The 22693-nt window shown below is 41.7% G+C and carries 15 protein-coding genes; 11 read left to right on the plus strand and 4 right to left on the minus strand.

The window, feature by feature from the left end; genetic code table 11:
• Positions 1–865 precede the first annotated feature (865 nt).
• From ABD894_RS27290 to ABD894_RS27310, 5 genes are all read left to right on the plus strand, one after another.
• On the plus strand, positions 866–2152 hold the full coding sequence (locus ABD894_RS27290) for a PIN-like domain-containing protein (RefSeq protein WP_345214277.1): 1287 nt from the start codon (positions 866–868) through the stop codon (positions 2150–2152).
• Between the two features lie 35 nt (positions 2153–2187).
• Positions 2188–3087 (plus strand): hypothetical protein, encoded by a 900-nt coding sequence (locus ABD894_RS27295; protein WP_345214278.1) that lies wholly within the window; start codon positions 2188–2190, stop codon positions 3085–3087.
• Positions 3088–3200: 113 nt separating this feature from the next.
• On the plus strand, positions 3201–4184 hold the full coding sequence (locus ABD894_RS27300) for a hypothetical protein (protein ID WP_345214279.1): 984 nt from the start codon (positions 3201–3203) through the stop codon (positions 4182–4184).
• Between the two features lie 603 nt (positions 4185–4787).
• Positions 4788–5687 carry a HamA C-terminal domain-containing protein gene (locus tag ABD894_RS27305; RefSeq protein WP_345214280.1) on the plus strand — a complete coding sequence of 300 codons (900 nt, stop codon included), beginning with the start codon at positions 4788–4790 and terminating at the stop codon, positions 5685–5687.
• Positions 5654–7951 carry a helicase-related protein gene (locus ABD894_RS27310; RefSeq protein WP_345214281.1) on the plus strand — a complete coding sequence of 766 codons (2298 nt, stop codon included), beginning with the start codon at positions 5654–5656 and terminating at the stop codon, positions 7949–7951. Before ABD894_RS27305 ends, ABD894_RS27310 begins: the two co-directional genes overlap by 34 nt.
• A 282-nt stretch (positions 7952–8233) precedes the next feature.
• On the opposite strand, the gene ABD894_RS27315 is transcribed toward ABD894_RS27310, so the two are convergent.
• Positions 8234–9340, minus strand: coding sequence for an acyltransferase family protein (locus tag ABD894_RS27315; protein WP_345214282.1), 1107 nt, complete (start codon positions 9338–9340; stop codon positions 8234–8236).
• A gap of 214 nt (positions 9341–9554) precedes the next feature.
• On the opposite strand from ABD894_RS27315, the gene ABD894_RS27320 reads away from it, so the two are divergent.
• Positions 9555–11492, plus strand: a complete 1938-nt coding sequence (locus tag ABD894_RS27320; RefSeq protein WP_345214283.1) for a glycoside hydrolase family 30 protein — start codon at positions 9555–9557, stop codon at positions 11490–11492.
• A gap of 15 nt (positions 11493–11507) precedes the next feature.
• Here ABD894_RS27320 and ABD894_RS27325 read toward each other — a convergent pair whose 3' ends face one another.
• Positions 11508–12770, minus strand: coding sequence for a glycosyltransferase family 87 protein (locus tag ABD894_RS27325; RefSeq protein WP_345214284.1), 1263 nt, complete (start codon positions 12768–12770; stop codon positions 11508–11510).
• A 360-nt stretch (positions 12771–13130) separates the two neighbouring features.
• Between ABD894_RS27325 and ABD894_RS27330 the strand changes: the two genes are divergently transcribed.
• The 5 genes from ABD894_RS27330 to ABD894_RS27350 all read left to right on the plus strand — a co-directional run bounded on the left by ABD894_RS27330 (position 13131) and on the right by ABD894_RS27350 (position 19579).
• Positions 13131–13508: a PH domain-containing protein gene (locus ABD894_RS27330; RefSeq protein WP_345214285.1), complete on the plus strand. Its 378-nt coding sequence runs from the start codon at positions 13131–13133 to the stop codon at positions 13506–13508.
• Positions 13509–13771: 263 nt separating this feature from the next.
• On the plus strand, positions 13772–14161 hold the full coding sequence (locus ABD894_RS27335) for a c-type cytochrome (protein WP_345214286.1): 390 nt from the start codon (positions 13772–13774) through the stop codon (positions 14159–14161).
• Positions 14162–14188: 27 nt separating this feature from the next.
• Positions 14189–16555, plus strand: coding sequence for a TonB-dependent receptor (locus ABD894_RS27340; protein WP_345214287.1), 2367 nt, complete (start codon positions 14189–14191; stop codon positions 16553–16555).
• Between the two features lie 22 nt (positions 16556–16577).
• Complete coding sequence (locus tag ABD894_RS27345) at positions 16578–17333, plus strand: ThuA domain-containing protein (protein WP_345214288.1); 756 nt, start codon at positions 16578–16580, stop codon at positions 17331–17333.
• Positions 17334–17368: 35 nt separating this feature from the next.
• Positions 17369–19579 (plus strand): PVC-type heme-binding CxxCH protein, encoded by a 2211-nt coding sequence (locus ABD894_RS27350; RefSeq protein ID WP_345214289.1) that lies wholly within the window; start codon positions 17369–17371, stop codon positions 19577–19579.
• A gap of 63 nt (positions 19580–19642) precedes the next feature.
• On the opposite strand, the gene ABD894_RS27355 is transcribed toward ABD894_RS27350, so the two are convergent.
• Together ABD894_RS27355 and ABD894_RS27360 are read right to left on the minus strand one after the other, a co-directional pair.
• Positions 19643–20035, minus strand: coding sequence for an RNA-binding regulator (locus ABD894_RS27355; protein WP_345214290.1), 393 nt, complete (start codon positions 20033–20035; stop codon positions 19643–19645).
• Between the two features lie 384 nt (positions 20036–20419).
• Positions 20420–22579 (minus strand): transglycosylase domain-containing protein, encoded by a 2160-nt coding sequence (locus ABD894_RS27360; protein WP_345214291.1) that lies wholly within the window; start codon positions 22577–22579, stop codon positions 20420–20422.
• Positions 22580–22693: the final 114 nt, after the last annotated feature.

A 22693-nucleotide genomic window follows, 5' to 3' on the forward strand; every position in this document is an offset into this window, starting at 1 on the left:
AGTTGGTTAAGGTCTTTTAGGACTTTCTACATTTGGACTGTAAACCCTAATCAGGACTACATCATTATTGTAAAGAACATATCGTATTAACAGCTCCCAACTGTAAAGACTTTTCAGGACGAGACATGGTGTTAGTTTGATAGTTATATAGCAACCAGGAGATAGCAAGCTATTAAACTATAATGATAGCATGTTGGTAATCAAAAATGTTGCTAGCAAACTATGCTGCTATCAGTGGTCGCAACCCTGATTTAAAAGTCTGACATAATTCCGTTCCAAAAAATATCGAGTGGTCATTTAAATTATGGTCACTTAGAACGCACTTTAGTCATCATCTTAAAGCAACTGAATGGGTCTTTAAATTTACAAATGGACACGATAGGATAAGACGCTTTTAGTCCTGATAAAGCCATTTTGAAGTTCTTAAACCAGCGATAATAAAGTCATTATACAGGCACTTAAAAACCATCTTGACCAGAGTCCGAAGCCGATCAAACTAATAAAATCCCCGATTGAAAAGCTGTTAGGAGGATAAAACCGCCCGCTTCGCGGCGGTTAGCAAGATGTACAATTGTGTCACAATTGAATCTTGCGGCTTCGCCGAAATAAAACGCACCTGCGTTCAGCAAGATGTACGTTTGTATTACAAACCCATCTTGCTACGGCCTCGGAAGTCGGCCGGGGGTTAAAGAGCAAATCCTCCAAAGTCGGATTTTATATTAAAAAATGAGATCTTACTATCAATACCATTCTAATTAAATTTTGGCAAAGGTGGTAACTATAGGTATAGGTTCATGTAGGTGATAAAAAGTAGGATGTTTATGAAATTTATTATCATTGTGGCTGACTAAACCCACAATTTTCAATGAAAAGCCAACCCATAGCAATCGATGAAATTAGCTTTGGAAAACATGTAAGATCACTAACGGTAGAGTCTTATGTTGACAGCCAGTCCAAATACAGAACTGCGGTAGATAACGCTATTGCATTAAAAACAGATATCCCGATATTTCTGGATACGAATATATTACTCCGGTATTATAGTGTGTCTTTCAAATCTCGTGAGATTTTGCTGGGCTTTTTTTCCCAAAACGATAAGCGATTGTATATCACAGCACAGGTTCAAAAGGAATTTATAAAGAACCGGGAAGACGTAATCGATCGTTTCTTTAATGAGACCTTAGATAAATTCGGCGATGACCTAAAAACGGACGTCATCAATAAAATACAGGCTTATAAAGATCGCAATAAGATTCTACTTGACGATTTCGAGTCATTGGATATCAAACTAACCAAACTCCAAAACGATGCAAATAAATCTTTTGAGCAGCTAAACAAGGAAATAGCAAAAATTAGACAAAAGAATTCGACCACCAAATACAATGACGATTTATTATCAATCGTGACTGGAATGAACTTAATAGATAACCTTTCTGCGGATGATATTAAATTTTTGCAGGTTGAGTTCGACGGGTTGAAAAAAGGAATTGATCCGGGTAAGATTAAAACGGAAATCAATAAAGCACAAAAAGCATTTCCGGGGATGGCTGACCTCATCGAAAAACCCGACCATCCATATGGAGATTATTTCATCTTCCATGAAATAATCCGGGTAATGAAGGAAAATAATACTGACGCTATTTTTCTCACCTATGACACTACTAAGGGGGATTGGCTAAAAACAAATAAAGAACCTCATGGACACTATATCCAAACAGTTTATCAAGCGACGGGCCATACGCTGTTTTTCCTGGATGCGGAGCGCTTCTTTGACCAACATTTGAAACAGCATTTCGAATCGTTATTAAAAGGCCCGATTGATTACTACTCACCGAAGAGCGGATATGAAGAAGAATTTATCTTAAATTTTGTCGCCCTAGAAAGAATTATTAGAACGATTGCTGAATTTGTGGTTATTGATCATTATGACAAAACACCATTGACCAGAATCATTGACGAATTCCAACAGCGCAACTACATCAACAAGCAAGGGTGGAGTGAGTTTAGACAATTGTCGCAATTCAAAAACTTGCTTACTCACGGACATGACCGTGATAAGATCGACACGATTGATCCAGATGAATTTGCCGTTTGGGTAAACCGTTTGGATGCCATGATTACCGTGATGAAGGATTTGTACAGACGGCTTTAATAAAAAAATATCTACGACTTTTTATTAGATAATTTATGGGACATCAGCTTCGCACTTATAATGGTGCCGTATTGTTTATAGATATTCTTGGGTTTGGTGCGTTAACGAATAACCAGATTCCATTAAGTGATGAAGATATGGATGCATGGCTTCATGGCAGTCCACACAATCATAATCACCAATTCCTAGCAGCAACGCTATTAGTTGAATTTAGAAGTTTATTGCAGCGCTTGCAACTCCAATTTCCGGATGTTAAGATTGCTCAGCTTTCTGATTGTTTTTTCGCTTGGTCTCCTCAGATCGAATATGTCGTTAAGTTCGCTCACACGTATATGATTGAAGCGATTAAAATTGGATTGCTAAGCCGTGGGGGCATGGCACAGGGACAAATCATAGAGACCGAAAGAAATCATTCACTTGGACGACTGATATTGGGCCAAGCTGTAACAACAGCAGTTGCTTTGGAAAAGCCATGTAAAGGTGCCAGAATATTGATTGATGTGGACCTTTCAATAAAGCTTTATGAGGAGAACCAAGCATTTCATACGACGATGTACGAAATGTTCCAGCCCTTTGAGAGCCCACTTGACTACCAAGTTTATGACGAATTTCAATGGTACTTAACCGATAGATTGGACGACTTGCCGGATTATGGCATACGCCAATGTTCTCCTGAAGATAAATTGTCTTTCACTAAGCATAGATTAAAGTTGGTCAACCACTTGATTTTTGACCCCAAATTTGGCTGGAATGCCCGAACGTCCCAAGGTAAGATCCATCTTCAAGCTACTGCGAATTTCTTGTCCCGCAGTGGATTGAACAAGGTAAAACATGAGTTTGATCGTAGAGGGTTTTCTGAGCATAGAACCCCGACAATGTTAAGCAACGCACACAAACGGATTGATCAGGACCTTGGATATATAGTCTTACGGTAGAATTCTAGTACTTATCTATCACTATATTTACAAAGCCAATAAACATTAGTTAATTGAACCAACAATTTTCCTTTTTGACTTACTACTCCCATCACGGCCTTATAACACAGGTAGTGGAAGGAAACATCGCAGCTACACTAAGAAAAGAGCTAATTAGAGCCTCTTCTCTACCTGAATTAATAGCTCGACACGACATCAATCAGGCATTTAATAAAAGCGTCGTTGAATACATTCGGGCAAATGACGTAAAGCCGTTAGAAACATTGATGGTTGGCAATCAAAAAATCAACCCCAACACTTTTTTCTGGATAGAAACGACAATCACTTTTAATGGAGCACCTGATGCCTGGGAACAATTTAACTATCATGGGAAGAAGCCAAGTTATTTCAAATGCGCCATCAAACTACCCGAGGTTGGCTACACAATAGAGGCTAAATTGAACGCTGAGCATATGTACACGACATCAGCAATCGACCAGTTGTCCAAAATGAAACGAAAATTCTTGTTCGGTTATGTCCAAGAAGTAAACGGCAAAATTATTACCGTGCGCGTTATCCTAATCGGTGACCGGGTATTGCATAACGATGCAATGGTATTGTATGAAACACGTTCAGAACTTAATGCCCACGAAATAGATGAATTTAGGGACATGAAGAAGATTAGCTATAAAAACAAGTCTCTGGATTTGGAAATAAACCGTGGTATTCCAGAAAGAGATGTCAAAAAATATTTGGCTGAAATTATTTCTGAAAGCGACGTCGACAAAGATTGGGGTGGCGAACAGTCAGACCTTTTTACCACACATTTGCACGTCGACGGGGAGCGGTTACGGGCGGCATTCGTTTTGAAAGGTCCTTCAAAATTCCATAAAATGCAAATGAATGACCTAGGAAAGAACGGGGATCAAATTGCCAGGCTGTTTGATGAACCGGCCGACATTTTTATTTTACAACATTGTCATCACATCTCTTCAGCAGTAATTAAAACTATGGATGCTTTCGCAAACCAGATCAATAGGCCAAGGAAATACTGTATAATCAACGGTATTGATACACTTAGGATTCTGAGAGCGTATAAAAAGCTCCCTGAGCTTTAAAAAGGTTAGGCGAAAATTATTTCATAATTTGGAAGTAAGGTCTACAACTGTAAATATTCTATCATTAATAAATTTATTATTACCCAACAAGAAGATCGATTTGGTCGCCGAAGAACAGTCTCTAATGCAACAACTTTTCGAAGCTTAAAAGCACCCAAATAGCGCATTCATTTAAAACAACACTCCGTTTTCTATGAGAACTATAGGATGAAATGCGTTTATACATTAAGGCGACGTGTGGCGTAGGCAATAGCGAAATTCATTAGTTTACCAATTGTAGCAAGTAGCTCCACATGGATGCAATTGTTGATCTTTCAAGTGAACCCGTTTGTATAGATCGCATTTGTTCCAGATTACATATACGTATTAACGAGTGGCACGAGATTTATCAAAATAAGCGATTCTTCACTTAACGACGGTTACAATTATAGTTGCCGTTGCAAAAATCACTACTTAGATATTATGGTGAGATTTCCACCAATCCCAACAATACTATTTGCCGGTCTGAACTGAGATTTGCCTCCCGCACTGTATGCATTTTGTAATATAAAGTTTTGACTTATATAATATTATATTTACAAATTATGAATCCTAAATCTTCGTATGAGACAAACATTAATAGATTTAATAAAAGAGACAATCATTTATGAGTATGATTTACCTAACGCAAAGGTCGGGACTTTAAAAACAATCTATTCTACCCATAATGATCAATGTTACAGCGCTAAAGATATTAATAATATCGCTGAAATAATTTATAACTCGATTGTGGATTACGCCTACAATGAATTCGATATCGTTGGTAAAAATTTAGATGCCTTACACGCGGGTGCGTTGAAAACGAAGCTTAAGTATAACCCTACTGCTGATGCCACTACAAAAATCAAATATGGGTTTTTCGGTGAGGTATTATTATATAGCATTCTCATTACACTTTATCATGCCAGACCCCTTATTGCAAGGGGATATTTCTATAATCCCTTAGAAAACGCTGAAACGAAAGGTTATGATTCCTACCAACTGGTGGATAATAACGGCAGTATAGAATTGTGGTTCGGTGAAGTAAAATTCCATACGAATCATACTCAAGGTATTGATAGCGTTATGAATAATATTGAGAAGGCATTATCTGATACTTATTTGGAAACAAATGTTTTAGCATTAAGTAATCATAGAAATAATTTGAACATTACAGGTTCGGCTATAGAGGCAATTCTCGACAGCTGGGAAGCTAACCCAACCATTAGCATACCTGCTGAAATCAAGAAGTATAACATGACCTTGATTTATCCTATCTTAATTTTATATCAACATGATGAAGGTGATTACGATGCCAATATCAAAAAAATCCCGGATTATATCACCTCGAAACATCCGTCTAAAACCTTTACGCTGTCAGTTCCCCACAAAATATTTTTCATACTCTTACCTTTAAATAAGGTTAAAGAAATCAAAGAAAATGTAATTCAATGGATAGAATCAAAGAAGCCGCTGATCTTATAGTTGATATTAATAAATACCGCAGGCAACAAATACAGGATTACCAATTAATAAGGTCTGCATGCACGTATTTCGACCGGATTAAAAGTGAGCAAATCACTCAAGCAGATCTTCGGTTTTTGAAGTACGTATCAAATATTATTGGCGTGCCCCATTTCTACGACGTGTTATCCAAATTTGGGAAGGAATTAGAATTGGAGGAGCATGACTTAAGTACTATATCTTCCTTAATTTCAGAGGCTACGTTGCACACAAGCGATAGCAGCAAAGTTCATCGTTACCAAAAAATCATATTGGATTTGTTTCAGCCTTCTAAATTAAACCGTTACTTTTTATCTGCAAGTACCTCGTTCGGCAAAACCCATATCGTATTTGAGATCATCAAAAAATTAGCCTATAAAAATGTAGTTTTGATTTTTCCGACGATCGCGCTACTATCTGAGAATTTAGAAAAAATAATCGACGATTCCAATTTTGAATATTTTAAGAATAACTATGCGATTCACACTTTAAGCGAGGTTGAATCTTTCGGAGAAAGTAATCTTTTCATTTTTACACCTGAACGATTCCTCTCCTTCATTGATAAGAATGAACATTTGATTGACTTCGATTTTGCCTTTATAGACGAAGTTTATAAAATCGATAACGACTATCTTATTGATGATGAACTTAGAGAAAATGAGCGCGATGTAGCATACCGGTTAGCGGTATTTTACACTTTGAAACCGAGTGTTAATGTGCTTTTGGCCGGCCCTTACATTGACTTTTCAGATGCGTCTGAAAAAAATTACAATGCGTCTTTTGATAACTTTTTGAGAGATAATAACATTGAACTGCTAGACTTTAATAACTATGAAATCGTCAATAAAAGTTTTACTGAAATACGCGGGGCGAAAACAGCGATAGCTGATGAAGAATTAAATTTCAAATTCGAAAGTGGTAATAAAACTGATCGTTTGGTGGACATTGTTAAAGCGATTAAGAGAATCGGCGAAAACACAATTGTTTACTGTTCTGCCCGAAGCGCTACCGAATCGTACGCAAAAACGCTTATTGATTCCAATATTTTTTATGACCATGATTACCAATCTTACAATGATTTTGTTACTCACATCAAAAAATATTTTGGCGATGATTGGGTAGTTTACCGTGCTTTATTAAATGGTATTGGCATACATCATGGCTTAGTACCGAAATATATTCAAAAGGAGATCATCAACCTGTTTAATAATGACCGGCTGAAAGTGTTAATATCCACTACAACAATTACTGAAGGAGTCAACACTTCTGCTAAAAACTTGGTGGTACTTCACAGTAAGAAAGGCGACAAAAACCTAAAAAAATTTGACGCTAAAAATATTGCGGGACGAGCGGGGCGTTTCCTTTATCATTATAATGGCAGGGTATTAGTATTGCAAAACAAATTTATGGACGCTATCAATGCGACTCCTGAGGCTATTAAGCATAAGAATTATGATTTTGAATCCCCTAAAGATGAAATTGATATTTATTACACAAATGATACCTACCTAAAGCCGGAACACCGGGCCACCATTGCAAGCATTGCACAGCGACAAATTGAAAGAGCGATTCCAGAGGAAGTGTTCAATATGTATAAAGTGATTAGCAGATCAGATAAGATAGCTATCTATGACCGCATCGCCGCACTAAATGCTAGCCAGTTTCTATCTATCAGGATGTTAATCAAGAAACTTAATTACGAAATGGACATTGACAGCGATGGGTTTCAGGTGGTGATCGACGTTTTATTTCCGGTCATTAAAAACCAGAAACTGATTTTCCTAATCGAAAGAAAAGATAAGAATAATCGTTATTCAATTCTGACACACTTTGTACACTTTTACTTAGACGGAGGTTTTATTGGTTCCATGAACTTTAAACTGAAAACCAAAGGCAAAACGAAAGACGAAGCTATTAAAGAAACTGCTGAATTTGTATACAATACGTTGAAATATCAAGTTGTAAAATATTTGGGCGTATTTAACATCATGTACAAACTGTATCAATCCAAACAACAGCAGGTTGAAATGGATCAAATAACCGGCATAGATCGCTTATTGACAAAGCTTGAATATAATGCTTTAAGCGAAAATGGACGCATAGCAAGTGATTATGGCGTTCCATCAAATGTTGTCGAATATTATGAGAACTTAGAGCAGGGCTCGCAAATTAGAGCAAGTTTTGATAATTACGAAAATTCAATTTTTGATAAGATAGAAAAAATTGTTAAGAAAGATAATAGGTAAAAATTGCATATCTGCATTTAATGAGGCGTACGGTTTCCCTTAGAACCTGTCACCAAAAAAATAAAAATGTTTGTTATTTCGCCAAAAACCATATTTTTACAAAACCAAAGCAGTCCCGTGAACATTGAGGTGAACAGCTTGGAGTAGTCCTTTTAAGTTATTGAAAATTAGACAAATACAACGTTTGGTTGGCTTCCTGCCATCCCGACGAATAAACAACAAAGGCTGCAGATCATTGATCTGCAGCCTTTGTTGTTTATTACAGTTTTTTATGTTCTTATATTAAGCAAGCCTTTTCCGCAGCCATTTCCGAACCGGTTCATCGTACCATTTCAATGTGGCATAAGCCAAAATTATCGCCCCTATTAAAATTAATAAGGCATAAGGCCAGGCCTGCACAATTGTTATGCCTTTATTGTTGTTGATCCAGGCTACGTAAAAGTATACCAACGGGTAATGTACCAGGTAAAGTGGGTAAGATATATCACCCAGAAATTTGCATATCCTGTTCTCTCTTTGAGTTTTTATAACGCCGCTGGCACCAAGGTATACGATAAGCGGGAACACAATGATGATACAAATAGATTCATAAATGCCGTTCATCCAAAGGTGCTCGGCACCGCCAATACGTGGCATATAAAGTACAATGGCTACCAAAAGGCTGCTCCATAAAAAGGCGTTTTTAATTTGGGCCGGTTTTATTACACGCGAGAGTAGCAAACCGGCAAAGAAAGGGTATATGGTACGGGTTATCCCTACACGCACCTGTTCTACATTCAGTGTCCAGCCGCCGCTTACGTCGCCATTTGTAATAGCCAGGTGCGCGAGTGCTACAGCAGAGATAGCTACCAAGATGCCTAATGCCGTTTTAGAGAATTTCCTGACGCCGATGGCATAAAGAATGTTGGCAACATATTCAAAAAATAACGACCATCCCACGCTGTTCAGTGGGTGCATCTCCTGCCAGCCGCGGATATCAAGCGATAATGGTACAGGCAGAATAGTATAGCCTATCAGCATCACCAGCAGCATTTTCCAAACCGGAACGGTATGAATGAGCGGCCATATGGTAGAATCGGTATAATAAAACCCGATAGCGCCGAGGGTCATCCCCAAAACTACCATTGGCTGAAGGCGTTCGATACGGCGTTTAAAAAAACCGCCAATGGTCATCTTATTCCAGCGGTCGTCATAAGCATAGCCTATCACGAAGCCTGATAATAAAAAGAAGAAATCGACAGCGAGGTAACCATGGTTAACCAGAATATCTAAATGGCCGGTGGCCAGTGGCTCGGCCAGGTGAAAGGTTACAACTATTATGGCCGCAACACCACGAAGACCGTCTAATATGGGGTAGTGTGGCTTGGTTGCCAGCGCATTATTGTTCATTAGTAAATTGGATATACTGGTTATAAATTAAAAACGGCTGCAAAATATAAAAAAAAACGAAAGGGAACCCGGCCCGGCAGCACCAAAACGCAAATCAGGAGAATTTGGTGTACTACTCCTTGAGGTTATTAAAGACAGGTTTATCTTGATTTTTCAATCCAAAAACGATTTGAAGTTTTATATTACATCCAATTATAAACCCAAATCGTATCCGATGAAAAAAGCTACATTTTGCTTTGCGGCAATGTTGGTAATAGTGTCGAGTATTCAAGCGCAAACAACCATTGTTTTAAATGCCAATAATAAAGGCCGGGTATTTGAGGGCATAGGCGCGGTAAGTGCCGGCGCTTCTACCCGCAACCTGGTCGATTACCCCGAAAAGCAACGGTCCGAAGTGCTTGATTTTTTGTTCCGACCGAAATTTGGCGCGGGTTTTCAGCACCTCAAGGTTGAAATAGGCAGTGGCGAAAACTCCACCTGCGGCAGCGAACCATCTCACGTCGTTACACGCGAAGAACTGCTTGACCCCAAACCCCGGGGATACGAATTTTGGCTAATGGCCGAAGCGCGTAAACGCAACCCGAAGGTGATATTAGATTGCCTGCCCTGGGCTTATCCGTATTGGATTGGTAACCGGTTTTCGCAGGAGTCTGCCGATTGGATGGTTTCGTTCTTAGATGTTGCTAAGAAACAATATGGACTTGATATCGACTGGGTCTCTGCCGCGCAAAACGAAAACGGAACAGACTTGAATTGGATTGCCAACCACCTTCGCCCAACATTAAATGCACATGGTTTTTCGAAAGTAAAACTCCAGGCACCGGATGATGACAGCAAATTTTGGCAGGTTTTCGACGAGTTTGAAAAACACCGTGCGTTTGATAGCTTGATCAGCGCGGTTGGTTATCATTATATAGACGGTCGCGAACCCTGGGATATCGACCAAAAAAACAACCACCCCGCAACAGAGAAAGCCAAAGAATCGGGCAAGCCGCTTTGGGCAAGTGAAGAGTGGAGCCAATCGGGACAGGAATGGGAAGGGAAAGGCGCGCTTTACCTGGCGCGTTTGATGAATAAACTATATACGCGCGACAGGATAACGAAATTCGAGATCTGGTGCCCGGTTGATGGTATTTACGATCAGATTATTTGGCCTAATACCGGTGCAATACAGGCCGACTCGCCCTGGAGCGGCCATTATACTGTGTGGCCATCGGTGTGGGCGCTGGCACATACAACCCAATTTGCCGAGCCCGGCTGGGTATATATGGACGCGGCCTGCGGGCAACTTAATGCAGATACCTGGCGCGGCAGTCACGTAGCCATGCGGAACCCGAAGACCGGCGACTGGTCGGTTATTATTGTAACCGGAGAAAAGCGGAGGGTAAAGTTGGCAATCGGTAACGGCTTAAAAAACGGGCCTGTTTATTTATGGAAGTCGACTGAAAAAGAGCAGTTTATCAGGCAAAAACCACTGCGGTTAAACAAAGGCACGATAGAAATAACATTAGAGGCCGATGCAATTTATACCTTAACCAGTACCACCGGGCAAACAAAGGGCTCGTTTGGTACACCGCCGGAAAGTAAGCCCTTCTCCTTTCCTTATAAAGAAGATTTCAGCAGCTACAAACCCGGCCAAACTCCGCTATATTTTTCAGATCAGAAAGGCACTTTCGAAACATACCAATATCCTAACGGCGGCATGTGCCTGGCGCAGATCGTGCCCGATCAGGGGATTTTGTGGTATAACAACTGGTTATTGAAACCGCATACATTGTTTGGCGATGCCAATTGGCAAAACTACAGTATTGATGGCGATGTGTTATTGGAAGGCGGTGATGTAGAAATTGGCGGGCGCTATGCCGACCGGAATAAACTTGGTCTTCGTTGGATACTTACCCGTGATGGCCGGTGGCAGCTTAACTGGCAATATACCACGCTGGCATCGGGCCAAATAGAAGACTTTCAGCCCTCAAACTGGCATCATCTGCGTATGGAAATGAACGGCGACCAGGTTGCCGGTTTTGTGGACGGCCATAAATTGGCGGCAGTTACCATCAAAGCTGGTTCAAAAGGAATGGCCTTTATTGCCAGTACCTACAACCGCAACTTATTTGATAACATTCATGTTGCGCCAATTGCTGCTGAGTAAGTTTATCCCCTACCCTCATGCTGTCACCAAATCCTTCAATTCGGTCGAAGGCAATGAAATGCTTACCGGCTTTTGCGATGGCATGGATACCGTTCTCTTAAACAACATTTGATATATAACCATGAGCCAAACCACCAAACAAGGCAATGCTTTTAACGCATAAGGCTTTATGAGTTGTTCGCGCCAAAGTTTTGGGAAAAGGTCGGTGGCGAAAAGGCTGCCGAAATAAATGGCAAATATTAGCAAAGCCAGTTCAAACCGCTTGGCGGGTTTCTCCAGCGACATGAACCAAATGCCTATCCCGGCAAAAGCGATAATATAGGTAACCAACTCAGATCCTGAACTGAACAATACCGTGAACAGCAATATGGATGATAATGAAAGCAGCCTGAACGATTGATCTTTATACCTGCTTATCCTTACGTAGGGCAATGCCATCAGCAACATTCCTCCTGCGATAAATGGTAAAGATGGTAAGGTTTTATCGTTAACAATGCGCCTGACCATACCCGCTAATGATACATCCTGGTACGGACTGGTCTGGTTCATTCCGTTTTTAGAAACAAGCGCGTTATACCAATCGGCATAAGAGTGTAGTATAAATTGGGGCGAAAAGAAAGCCATCGGTAATACAAAAAGCACTACAGCCCAAAATGCCATGCTTGCCATAAACTTCAGTTTTTGACCCGAAAAGAAAAAGAAAGCGATGCCAACTATGCCGTACAGCTTTACATACAAGCCCACCACAATACAAAAGGCCGCCCAAAAATCATTGCGTTTTTGTATAAGGGCCCAGCTTAAAATAATGAGCGCGGCCATAGCGCCATTGGTTTGAAATTCAATGAGTGAGGTGTAAAGTTCCTGTGTACAAATAAGGCAGATGATATTTTTATGGGTAGTGCTCAGCGGTAATTGCTGAATAGCAAAAAACAGCAGGCACACGTTGAAAACCTGCCAGGCGTATAACTGCAAAACGTTGCCCAGTAGTGAAAAAGGCGCCATTATCAAACTGAATAGAGGGCCGTAATAGTTGCTGTCGTAATACAGGTTTTTGTATTCACCATATAAATTGATGTGGTTTATCGCGTGGGTGAACGTGTTTTTAAATATTAGGTAATTATTGATGGCGTGCGCGTTGAGCCTGCCATGTGTTATAAATACGGCGATAGCTATCCATAAAATAAGAACAGGATACTGTTTTAATAAAAGGTCTTTTGTTGTGGCGAAGTGTTTAGCCCGGGGATTGGGTTTGCTAAACAAGTTTATTGAACCTACCATGAAATAGAGGGGGATTATTACTGTTTGATTTTTAAGATATGTGACACCACGTTTCGCTCAATTTTTCGCAAGATTACACAATATGTATCATGTTTGTTACATTCTGTGCAACATTTGTTTTTAACTCAACCCAACATTATAATTCGGAAACTTATTAGAAAAAAACACGGGGCTTTTTCAACCATAAGTTAACAGGAATGTGATGATGTTATTGGTTAGTAGGTAGAACGTGTTATTGGTTGAAAGCGCAACAGGCGGGAGCAAAAAAATTAGAATCACATTAGATGAACTTTCGTGATGTAGCAATCCCCTCCGCTACAAAAGTTTTTTACCTTAGCAGTAATTTATAAACAACAAACTATGGGACTATTTTCCGGCCTGCTGGGCAATGCAGGTGTAGCCGATCCGAAAGATCTGATAAAAGATTACTCCAATTTACTGGCCGATGGCGAATCTATCGAAATTGGTTTTAAGCTGATCCGCGATGTGTTCGTCTTCACCAATAAACGTTTGATATTGGTAGATAAGCAGGGCATTACCGGCAGTAAGGTTGAATACCTGTCGGTAGCTTACCGCAGTATCTCCAGATTCAGTGTTGAAACTTCGGGCCATTTTGAACTGGATGCCGAATTGAAGATATGGGTATCGAGCGAGCTTAACCCGAGCATCGTTAAAAAATTCAACAAGCAGGTAAATATTTACGATCTGCAACGCATTTTGGCGCAGCACGTATTATAACAAAAAGCTTCAAAATAAAGCAAAGCTGGGTTGCCTAAGCTATCCGGCTTTTTTGTAACAAATAAGTGCTAAATGCTTTAGTTATTTGGTATTTACAAAATATTGTACTAATTATGCAATCGATTGCATTGGGCGATTTTGGCGTTTGTTATTTAGAATGAATCAAAATATATAGTATTTTGATTGTAAGTACAATGTAAAACTTATTATTGAGTTTTATTGACGTTTACAAATCCCAAAACAATTAACAGTTAAAAATAATTATGAAGAAATTATTAACCATCCCTGCATTTTTGATGGTGCTTATATTAACAGCACCGGCAGTAAATACTGCTTATGCGCAGCAAAAAAAGGCGACTAATAAAGCACCCGCTAAAAAAGCCGGTGGTGCAGCTGATATAGCTGCCGGACAAGCCCTGTTGTCAAAATCAGATTGCCTTACCTGCCATAAGCTTGATGTTAAGATAGTTGGCCCGGCGTATAAAGATGTTGCTTCACGCTACCCTGCAACTGATGCCAATATTGCTATGCTTGCTAAAAAAGTAATTGATGGTGGTAGCGGTGCATGGGGTCAAATCCCAATGTCGCCACACCCTAACGTAACTCCGGCCGACGCTAAAAAAATGGTTAAATACATTTTGTCGGTTAAGTAATTAACGTAACACAACATATCCGTTTACATGAACAAAAAGATAACCCTCACAATAGGGTGTTTATTTTTGTACGTCTCTTTATTTGCCCAAACTTTAGTAAGCATAAAGGGCAAAATTACCGATACTAAGGGTGCGGCAATACCTGCTGCATCCATTTTTTTCTTAAATACCAACTACGGTACATCGGCTAATAAAAACGGAGAATTTACCATAGGCAGCATCCCGGCAGGTAAATATACCATACGGGTAAGCGCCTTAGATTATGCCACGCTGAACCAAATGGTAACCATTGCCGATGGACAAGGCGATCTTCAACTACAACTTTCCCCAGCCGACAGGCAACTCGACGCGGTAACCGTTACCGCGCAAAAGCAGGAAGAAGATCCGCAGAAACTCCCGCTTAGTATCTCAACTATTTCGGCCAAAAAAGTACAGGATTATAAACTCTGGAACATCAGGGACATTACCGCTATTGTGCCCAACTTAAATTCGGCCAACCCCGGCGACAACCGTAACGTTACCGGTATAAGAGGTATCGCTACCACGTCTTATGATCCGGCGGTGGCTACCTATATTGATGGCGTAAACCAGTTTAGCCTTGATACTTACATAGCCCAATTGCAGGATATTGAAAGGATTGAAGTACTTCGTGGCCCGCAGGGAACGCTTTATGGCCGCAATGCCATGGGCGGGGTCATCAATATTATTACCAAACAACCTACTAATGATACACATGGTTTTGCAGGTATTGATTATGGTAACTACAACCAGCAGCGTTATAATTTAGGCTTGCGTACCCCGCTGATAAAAGATAAGCTGTTTTTAGGCGTAGCGGGCTTATTCACCAGGCAGAATGGTTTTTACCATAACGATTTTAATAATTCGCGCTTTGATGATCAGCACAGTTTTACGGGTAATTATTACTTAAAATACCTGGCCAATTCAAAACTGTCGCTAACGCTGAATGTTAAACACGCGGCCAATCGTAACAATGGTACATTTCCGCTGGCTATCAGTCCGGCAGATGCACTGGCTACGCCGTTTGTGCTCAATCAAAATACCACCACGCAATTGGTGGATAATACATTCAACTCGTCGCTATCGGTTAATTATAGCGGCACTCAATTTAATTTTACTTCGCAAAGCGCGTATCAGTCAAACTACAGGTACTACAAAACCCCTATCGATGGCGACTTCTCTCCTATTGATGGTATATCGGTAGTAAATAATTACGGCAGCAATTGGAATAAAGTACAGGTAGGCACGCAGGAGTTCCGTTTCTCATCTCCGGCATCGTCAACCTCGGCCTTTAAATGGATAGCCGGTACTTATGGCTTCTACCAATACAACCCCGTAAAACAAGGAACTTATTTTGGGCAGGATGCTGCTTATATAGATCCCAACGCGGTGCCCAACTCTACCTTGCTCAATATAAATACACTGAAAAGCTATGGCGTGGCCTTGTTTGGCCAGGGTACTTACAGCATTACCGAAAAGTTGGATGCTACTATAGGTTTACGGTATGATTATGAGCATAAAAAACAATTTATCAATGGCCAGTTCATTATTGGTAATGATGAACCGATGATCATCCGGTCGGATACCTCTTCAAAGGCACATTTTACCGCCCTGTCGCCAAAGGCGAGTTTGCAATATCACGTAAATACTACAAGCGGTATTTATGGCTCTTATAACAGGGGCTTCCGTGCGGGAGGTATCAGCCAATTGGCTTCCGACCCAAGTCAGGGCGCTTTGTATGCATACAAGCCCGAGTTCAGCAACAACTTCGAGATCGGGTCAAAAAACACCTTCTTAAATAACCGCCTGCGTTTTAATGTGGCGCTGTTCTACATCAGGGTGGCCGACGCGCAGGTGCCAACGCTGATCACCCCCGAACTGCTGACCGTTACCCGCAATGCCGGTAAGCTGCGCAGTAAAGGTGTAGAAGCCGAGCTGGCATTTGCCCCGCTAAAAGGTTTGGAGGCCGAATATAACTTTGGCTATACCGATGCCAAATACACCAACCTTGTAGTTGGCGGTAACGGCACCGAAGTAAACTTAAGCGGCAACAGGCAGGTATATACCCCCAGGATAACCTCAATGCTGGCGCTGCAATACGGCTACGAAATAGGCGGCAGCCAAAACATAAAGCTGGTAGCCCGTGGCGAGTGGCGTTATTTAGGTTCGCAGTATTACGATTTGGCTAACCAAATAGAACAAAAAGGCTTCAGCGTGTTCAACACGCGTGCAGGTATATCAAGCAAAAGGCTGGATGTGTTCTTTTGGGAATCAAACATAGGCAACAAGCGCTACATTGATTACGCGTATGATTTCGGCGCATCGCACCTGGGCACACCAAGAATATACGGGGTATCGGTGGCCGGTAAATTTTAAACCAAAAAATCAACATAAAAAAATGAGAACCCAGAGAAACTTTACCCGGCTAAACGCTATAGCGGCGTTTATTGCTTTGCTGTTTTTTACAAGTATTAATGCATCTGCGCATGCGAAACCTAACCCTAAGGTGTTGGTTTTTTGTAAAACGGCAGGCTTTCACCATGGCTCTATTGCTGTTGGTAAGGTGGCCATCCAAAAGCTGGGTGCCGAAAATAAATTTGATGTAGATACCACTACCGACGCGCAAAAGTTTACGAGCGATAACCTGAAGCAATACGCGGCGGTAATATTTTTAAATACCACAGGCGATGTACTGAATGCCGATGAGCAAACCGCGTTTGAAAAATACATTAAAGGCGGCGGCGGCTTTGTAGGCGTACATGCCGCTACCGATACCGAGTACGACTGGGCCTGGTATGGTAACCTGGTAGGCGCTTACTTTAAAAGCCACCCGGCACAGCAGGAAGCCACTTTAAACATTGTTGATGCCAAGAATATTGCTACCAAGCATTTGCCTGCTCAATGGAAGCGCAAAGATGAATGGTACAACTACAAATGGATTGCCGATAACCTGCACGTGCTGATAAAAATTGATGAAACCAGCTACACCGGCGGCGAAAATGGCGCTAACCACCCAATGGCCTGGTACCACGACTATGATGGCGGCAGGGCTTTTTATACCGAATTAGGCCATACCGACGAATCTTACGCCGATCCGCTTTATTTACAGCACCTGCTGGGCGGTATAAAATACGCTATCGGTAAAAAGAAATAATTTTCAACTCCACTCAAAAAACCATAACAATCCTCATGAACAGAAAAAAGTGGGTTATAGGAATCGTATGCCTTTCTGTAACCGTGTATACCTGTAAGGTATCGCAAAATACCCTGAAGCGGGATGCCGACGGAAAGATTGTGGTAAACCCCAATCCGAGTCGTAAGGTGCTGTCGCCCGAAGAAAGTTTAAAAACCATTCACCTGCCCAAAGGCTACCACTTAGAGTTAGTGGCCAGCGAGCCCATGGTGAGCGAACCTGTCGCCATTGCCTGGGACGGAAACGGCCGCATGTACGTTGCCGAACTGAACACCTATATGCAGGATGTTGACGGCACCAACGAAAATGTGCCGCTTTGCCGCATTAAACGCCTGGAAGATACCAATGGCGATGGTAAAATGGATAAGGTGACCATATACAAGGATAGCCTATTGCTGCCGCGGATGATATTACCATTGGATAACCGCATATTGGTGAACGAAACCTACTCTAACAACATTTACAGCTATGAGGATACCAATGGCGATGGCAAAGCCGATGTAAAGAAACTGGTATATAAAAATGATACCAAAGATAACCGTAACCTGGAGCACCAAAAAAGCGGCCTGATCTGGAACCTGGATAACCGCATTTATGTAACTGTTGATGCCGTACGTTATACCTTTAACGGCGAAAAACTGGTACCTGATACGCTTATCGAATCACCAGGCGGGCAATGGGGCTTGGGTAATGACGATTATGGCCGCATGTATTTTTCTGCTGCCGGTGGCGAAAACCCTGCTTTGGGCTTTCAGCAAAACCCATACTATGGCTATTTTAACAGTAACGATCAGTTTAATGAGGAGTTTCAGGCAGTATGGCCTATCATAGCTACGCCGGATGTGCAGGGCGGTCCGGAGCGTTTACGTCCCGACAGTACATTGAATCATTTTACGGCTTGTACAGGGCAATCGATTGCAAGGGGCGACAGGCTGCCTGCGGATATAAAAGGCGACCTGTTTATTTGTGAGCCTGTAGGCCGTTTGATTCGCCGTGCCAAGGTGCAGGATAACGACGGAAAGGTATCATTGGTGAATGCCTATAATAAGGAAGAATTCATCGCTTCTACCGATATGAACTTCAGGCCGGTGAACTCGGTGACCGGGCCGGATGGTACCCAATACATTGTGGATATGTACCACGGTATTATTCAGGAGGGCAACTGGACACAAAAAGGCAGCTACCTGCGCCCGCAAATTGTAAGCAAAGGGCTGGATAAGAACATAGGATGCGGCCGCATTTACCGTTTGGTATATGATGGTATTAAGCCATCAAAGGTACAGCCTAAAATGCTCGACGAATCATCGGCCAAATTGGTGACCTACCTGTCATCGCCGAATGGCTGGTGGAGGGATAATGCCCAAAAGCTATTGGTGCTGCGTAAAGATAAATCTGTAGTGCCTGCTTTAGAGGCCCTGGTTAAAACCTCAACCCTACCCCTAACCCGTATCCACGCCTTATGGACATTGAACGGATTGGGCGCATTAAGCAAAGAGGTATTGTTTGCCGCGTTTAATGATGCCGACCCTAAAGTGCGTAAAACCGCTGTATGGGCAAGTGAAGATTTAATGAAAGCGAATAACGATGATATATTAACGCATCTGGACGCTTTAAAGGATGATAAGGACGCGCAGGTGCGTTATCAGTTAGGGCTGTCGCTGCGGTTTAACAAAAGCCAAAAGGCACAGGATATTATTGATTACCTGCTGAAGAACGGTACAAAGGATAACATCTTCGCGCAATCGCAAAGGAGATATATTAACGTTAAAAATGAGCGTGAAGAATCGGTAAGAAAAGCACAGGCAATGATTGCCGAAGAAGGCAAACTGGTAACCGACGGAAGCGTAATATTTAAACAACTGTGCGCTACCTGCCACGGGCAGGATGGTAAAGGCATTGTTGCCGGAGGTAAAGGGATGCCTGCGCCGCCATTAGCCGATAACAAGGATGTGAACGGAAACCCGGAACGCCTGATAAAAATACTGCTGCATGGCTTAAAAGGCCCGGTAGATGGTAAAACCTACCCCGATGTAATGCCGGCCTTAGGAGGCAACGACGATACCTACATAGCATCGGTATTGAGCTACATACGTAATAATATGGGTAATAAAGCGAAAGTGGTAAAGCCTGCCGATGTTAAAAAGGTAAGGGAGCAGACCAAAGGGAGAGATAAAAATTGGACAATACCGGAACTGGATGCTAAGTAGTAAAAGCATCATATAAAAACGTAAAAAGGCTTTGGTAACTAATTTACCAAAGCCTTTTTTATATTATTGCCAACGATCGCCGCCGCCACGGTTGTTGTCGCGGTTGTAACCACCGCCACCACCTGAGCCGCCACGGTTGTAACCACCGCCACCGCCTGAGCCGCCACGGAAACCACCGCCGCCACCACCTCTGCGTTCGCCGCCGCCGCCAGCTTTTTTATCTTCAGCCTGGCTAACCGCAATTGATCTGCCTTTAATTTCGCTTTTGTTTAAAGCATCAATAGCTGATTGAGCTTGTTCATTATCAGGCATTTCAACAAAACCAAAGCCCTTGCTTCTGCCGGTTTCCCTGTCAATAATTAATTTAGCAGAGCTAACCTCACCAAAAGGTTCAAAAAGTGCTCTTAAATCTGCTTCCTGTAACTGGTAAGGAAGGCTTCCTACGAAAATGTTCATTAATAAAGTTGAGTTTGTAAAATGAGAGTTTAGTTTGCCTGATTGTATTTTTTAATATTATCAAATATATCAATATATCTTTAACGGTGTTAATATATGCAAATTTATTGCACTTTATCTGCCGCTAACTTAAATTCTATCTTTTTTGAGCCTAAAACGCATCTTTAAGGGCTTATTCAGCAGCCTTATTGAGTAAATTTTGCCGGTTTTAGTATCGTGTTTATATTACCTTCTATTATACCTCAATATAAGAAGTAAATGCTTGGCTTGGCTATGTTGTTTTAATAATTTGTAAATTTCTTATAGTTTAAATCAATTTGATGAAATACCGCGATCTTGTTGCTGCATTTATAAGCAAATGCTTTACAATCCCGGCACTCCAAATTAATATAAGCCACGCTCCCGCAGCTCTTTACGGCGCTGCTTTTCTTTTTCTTTCTTTTCTTCTTTAGCCGCTTTCTCCTGCTGTTTGCGTATTTCGGTACTGTCCGGTTTGTTGTCCTTTTTGTCGCTGGTATCGCGCTTGCCAAATAAACGCTGGAAGAAGTTTAGTTTCTTCTCCTGGTCTTCAACCGGCAGGGCATCGTTGTTATTATCTGTTTGCTGCAGCAGGCTGTCGGCCATAACGGTATCAACCGGGGTAATCTCGCGGCGTAAACCTTCGCGCAGGCGCACATTGTAAAAACCGTAGGCACTGCTATCGCGGGCGGTTAAGCCCTTGCTGGCCATTAAGCGGCCAATAAGGTTAAAATAACCGTGCAGCCCATGCCTTAAAGTGCCATCCGGCTGAAATGCGTACAAGCCAGCTTTAGGGTTAGGAACTATACTGGCCAAAAAGATACTCTCGCCCAGGGTAAGATCATAAGGGCTTTTACCGAAGTAAAAGCGGGCAGCCTCGTTAATGCCGTAAATATTGTTTCCCCACTCTATAATGTTAAAGTACACTTCGAGCATGCGGTTTTTGCTGATGAGGCGGTTGTTCTCTATCAGCCAAACAATCAATATCTCTTCAATTTTGCGCGACAATGTTTTGTTGCGGCTCAAAAACGCGTTTTTAACCAGCTGCATGGATATGGTACTGCCGCCTCGTTTAAATTTCTTCTCCTTAAAATCGGTAACTATTGAGTTGCGGATGGCCAGCTCAACAAAACCGTTATGGCGATAGAACGAGGGGTCTTCGGCCGTCATTACCGCGTTGCGCAGGTCGGGAGAAATTTGATCTAACGGTGTAAATTCCGGGTTTGACGGACCGATAGTATGCGGGCTCATTGCCTTGCCGCGCTCGTATGGCGTGTATACAAAACTACTGTTGAGTTTTGTAAGATCGGTTTTACCGTAGCTTTCAATTTTGAAATCCTGCTTATCCAGCCTCGAATCAAACTTCAGGCTATCTACCTGTTTGCTGTTCATAAAAAAGTTGAGCGAGTAGTTCAGCTTGCCCGATACCTTAATGCCTTCCAGCGATTCAAACATCCCTACCGGGAACGAATCGAACAGATCCTGCGCGTTATGCCAGCCGGTGTTCACTTTAAGCTCGTATATTTTTACCGGGTTCAGTGTGTATTTGATAAACGGATGCGCGGTCAGTTTTTTAAAGTGGATAACCGATGAACTATCCAGCGACAGGTAGTTTTCGCCCACAAAAATATTGGCATTGATAGAGCCGTTAGGGATCACAATATCTTTTACCGACAAGCCCGGATGATTGATAAGTAAATTGCTTGCGCCCCAATAGCTGTAAATACGGGTTTCACCATCTTCCTGGTCAACCTTGGTTAAACGGCTGGTAATGGTATCGGCATTCAACTTTACCTTAAATTTCTTTTCTATGATCGGCAGTTCTATCTTTTTGCCATCGGCATATAGATGTACGTCGATGTCCTTGTCAGACGCGTGCATTTTACCCGCCAAATGCCAGGTTGATTCGCCGTTATTTACATCAATGGTTGAGGTAAGGTTACCGTCTTTTATCAGCGCTGTTTTGGCAAACAACTTTACCTGTGTGCTATCTTCCCTGTAGGAGATGCTGAAATTCTTAAGATCCAGATCTTCCGGAACCTTGTACAATACCTCGTTGATGAGTTTGTACGACAGGTCGGCCAGGTTAACCTTTGAGGTAGATGTGGTATCGGCATCCTTTTTCTTTTTGAACAGAAAGTCGAAGTTTTTAACGCCCTTAATGCTGGTGAGCTGTAAAAAGCCGTTCTCCAGCGTTACATCGGCCAGCTGAATGTTGCCCGCAACCAAGGGCAGCAGCTTCACTTCGAGGTTTAATTTTTTGATGCTCAACAGGCTATCGCGATCTTGCGGTACAATGGTTATATCGGTAAATGCCACCTTGCTGAGCCCTATAAAGTGGGCCGAACCTATTTTGACATCTAAATTATAATCATCTTTTGCTTTAGCCTTAGCTTTGTAAATGACTTTTTGAAGCAGGGCTTCCCGTTTAGAATAGGCGATGTATCCGCTTATTAAAGCAACTACAACAATAACGAGAAGAACTATACCAGCTATACGGATATACTTAGAGGGGATACGGCGCATTTGAAAATTTTAACCAAAACTAATCGAAATCTTTCCGCTTCAAACGTTGTTAGCAGCAAATTATTTCTGTAACAAAAGTAAACACGAAGCTGTTTTTATAAATTTGCGATAATT

This window comes from Mucilaginibacter gynuensis (assembly GCF_039541195.1).
Classification (GTDB): domain Bacteria; phylum Bacteroidota; class Bacteroidia; order Sphingobacteriales; family Sphingobacteriaceae; genus Mucilaginibacter; species Mucilaginibacter gynuensis.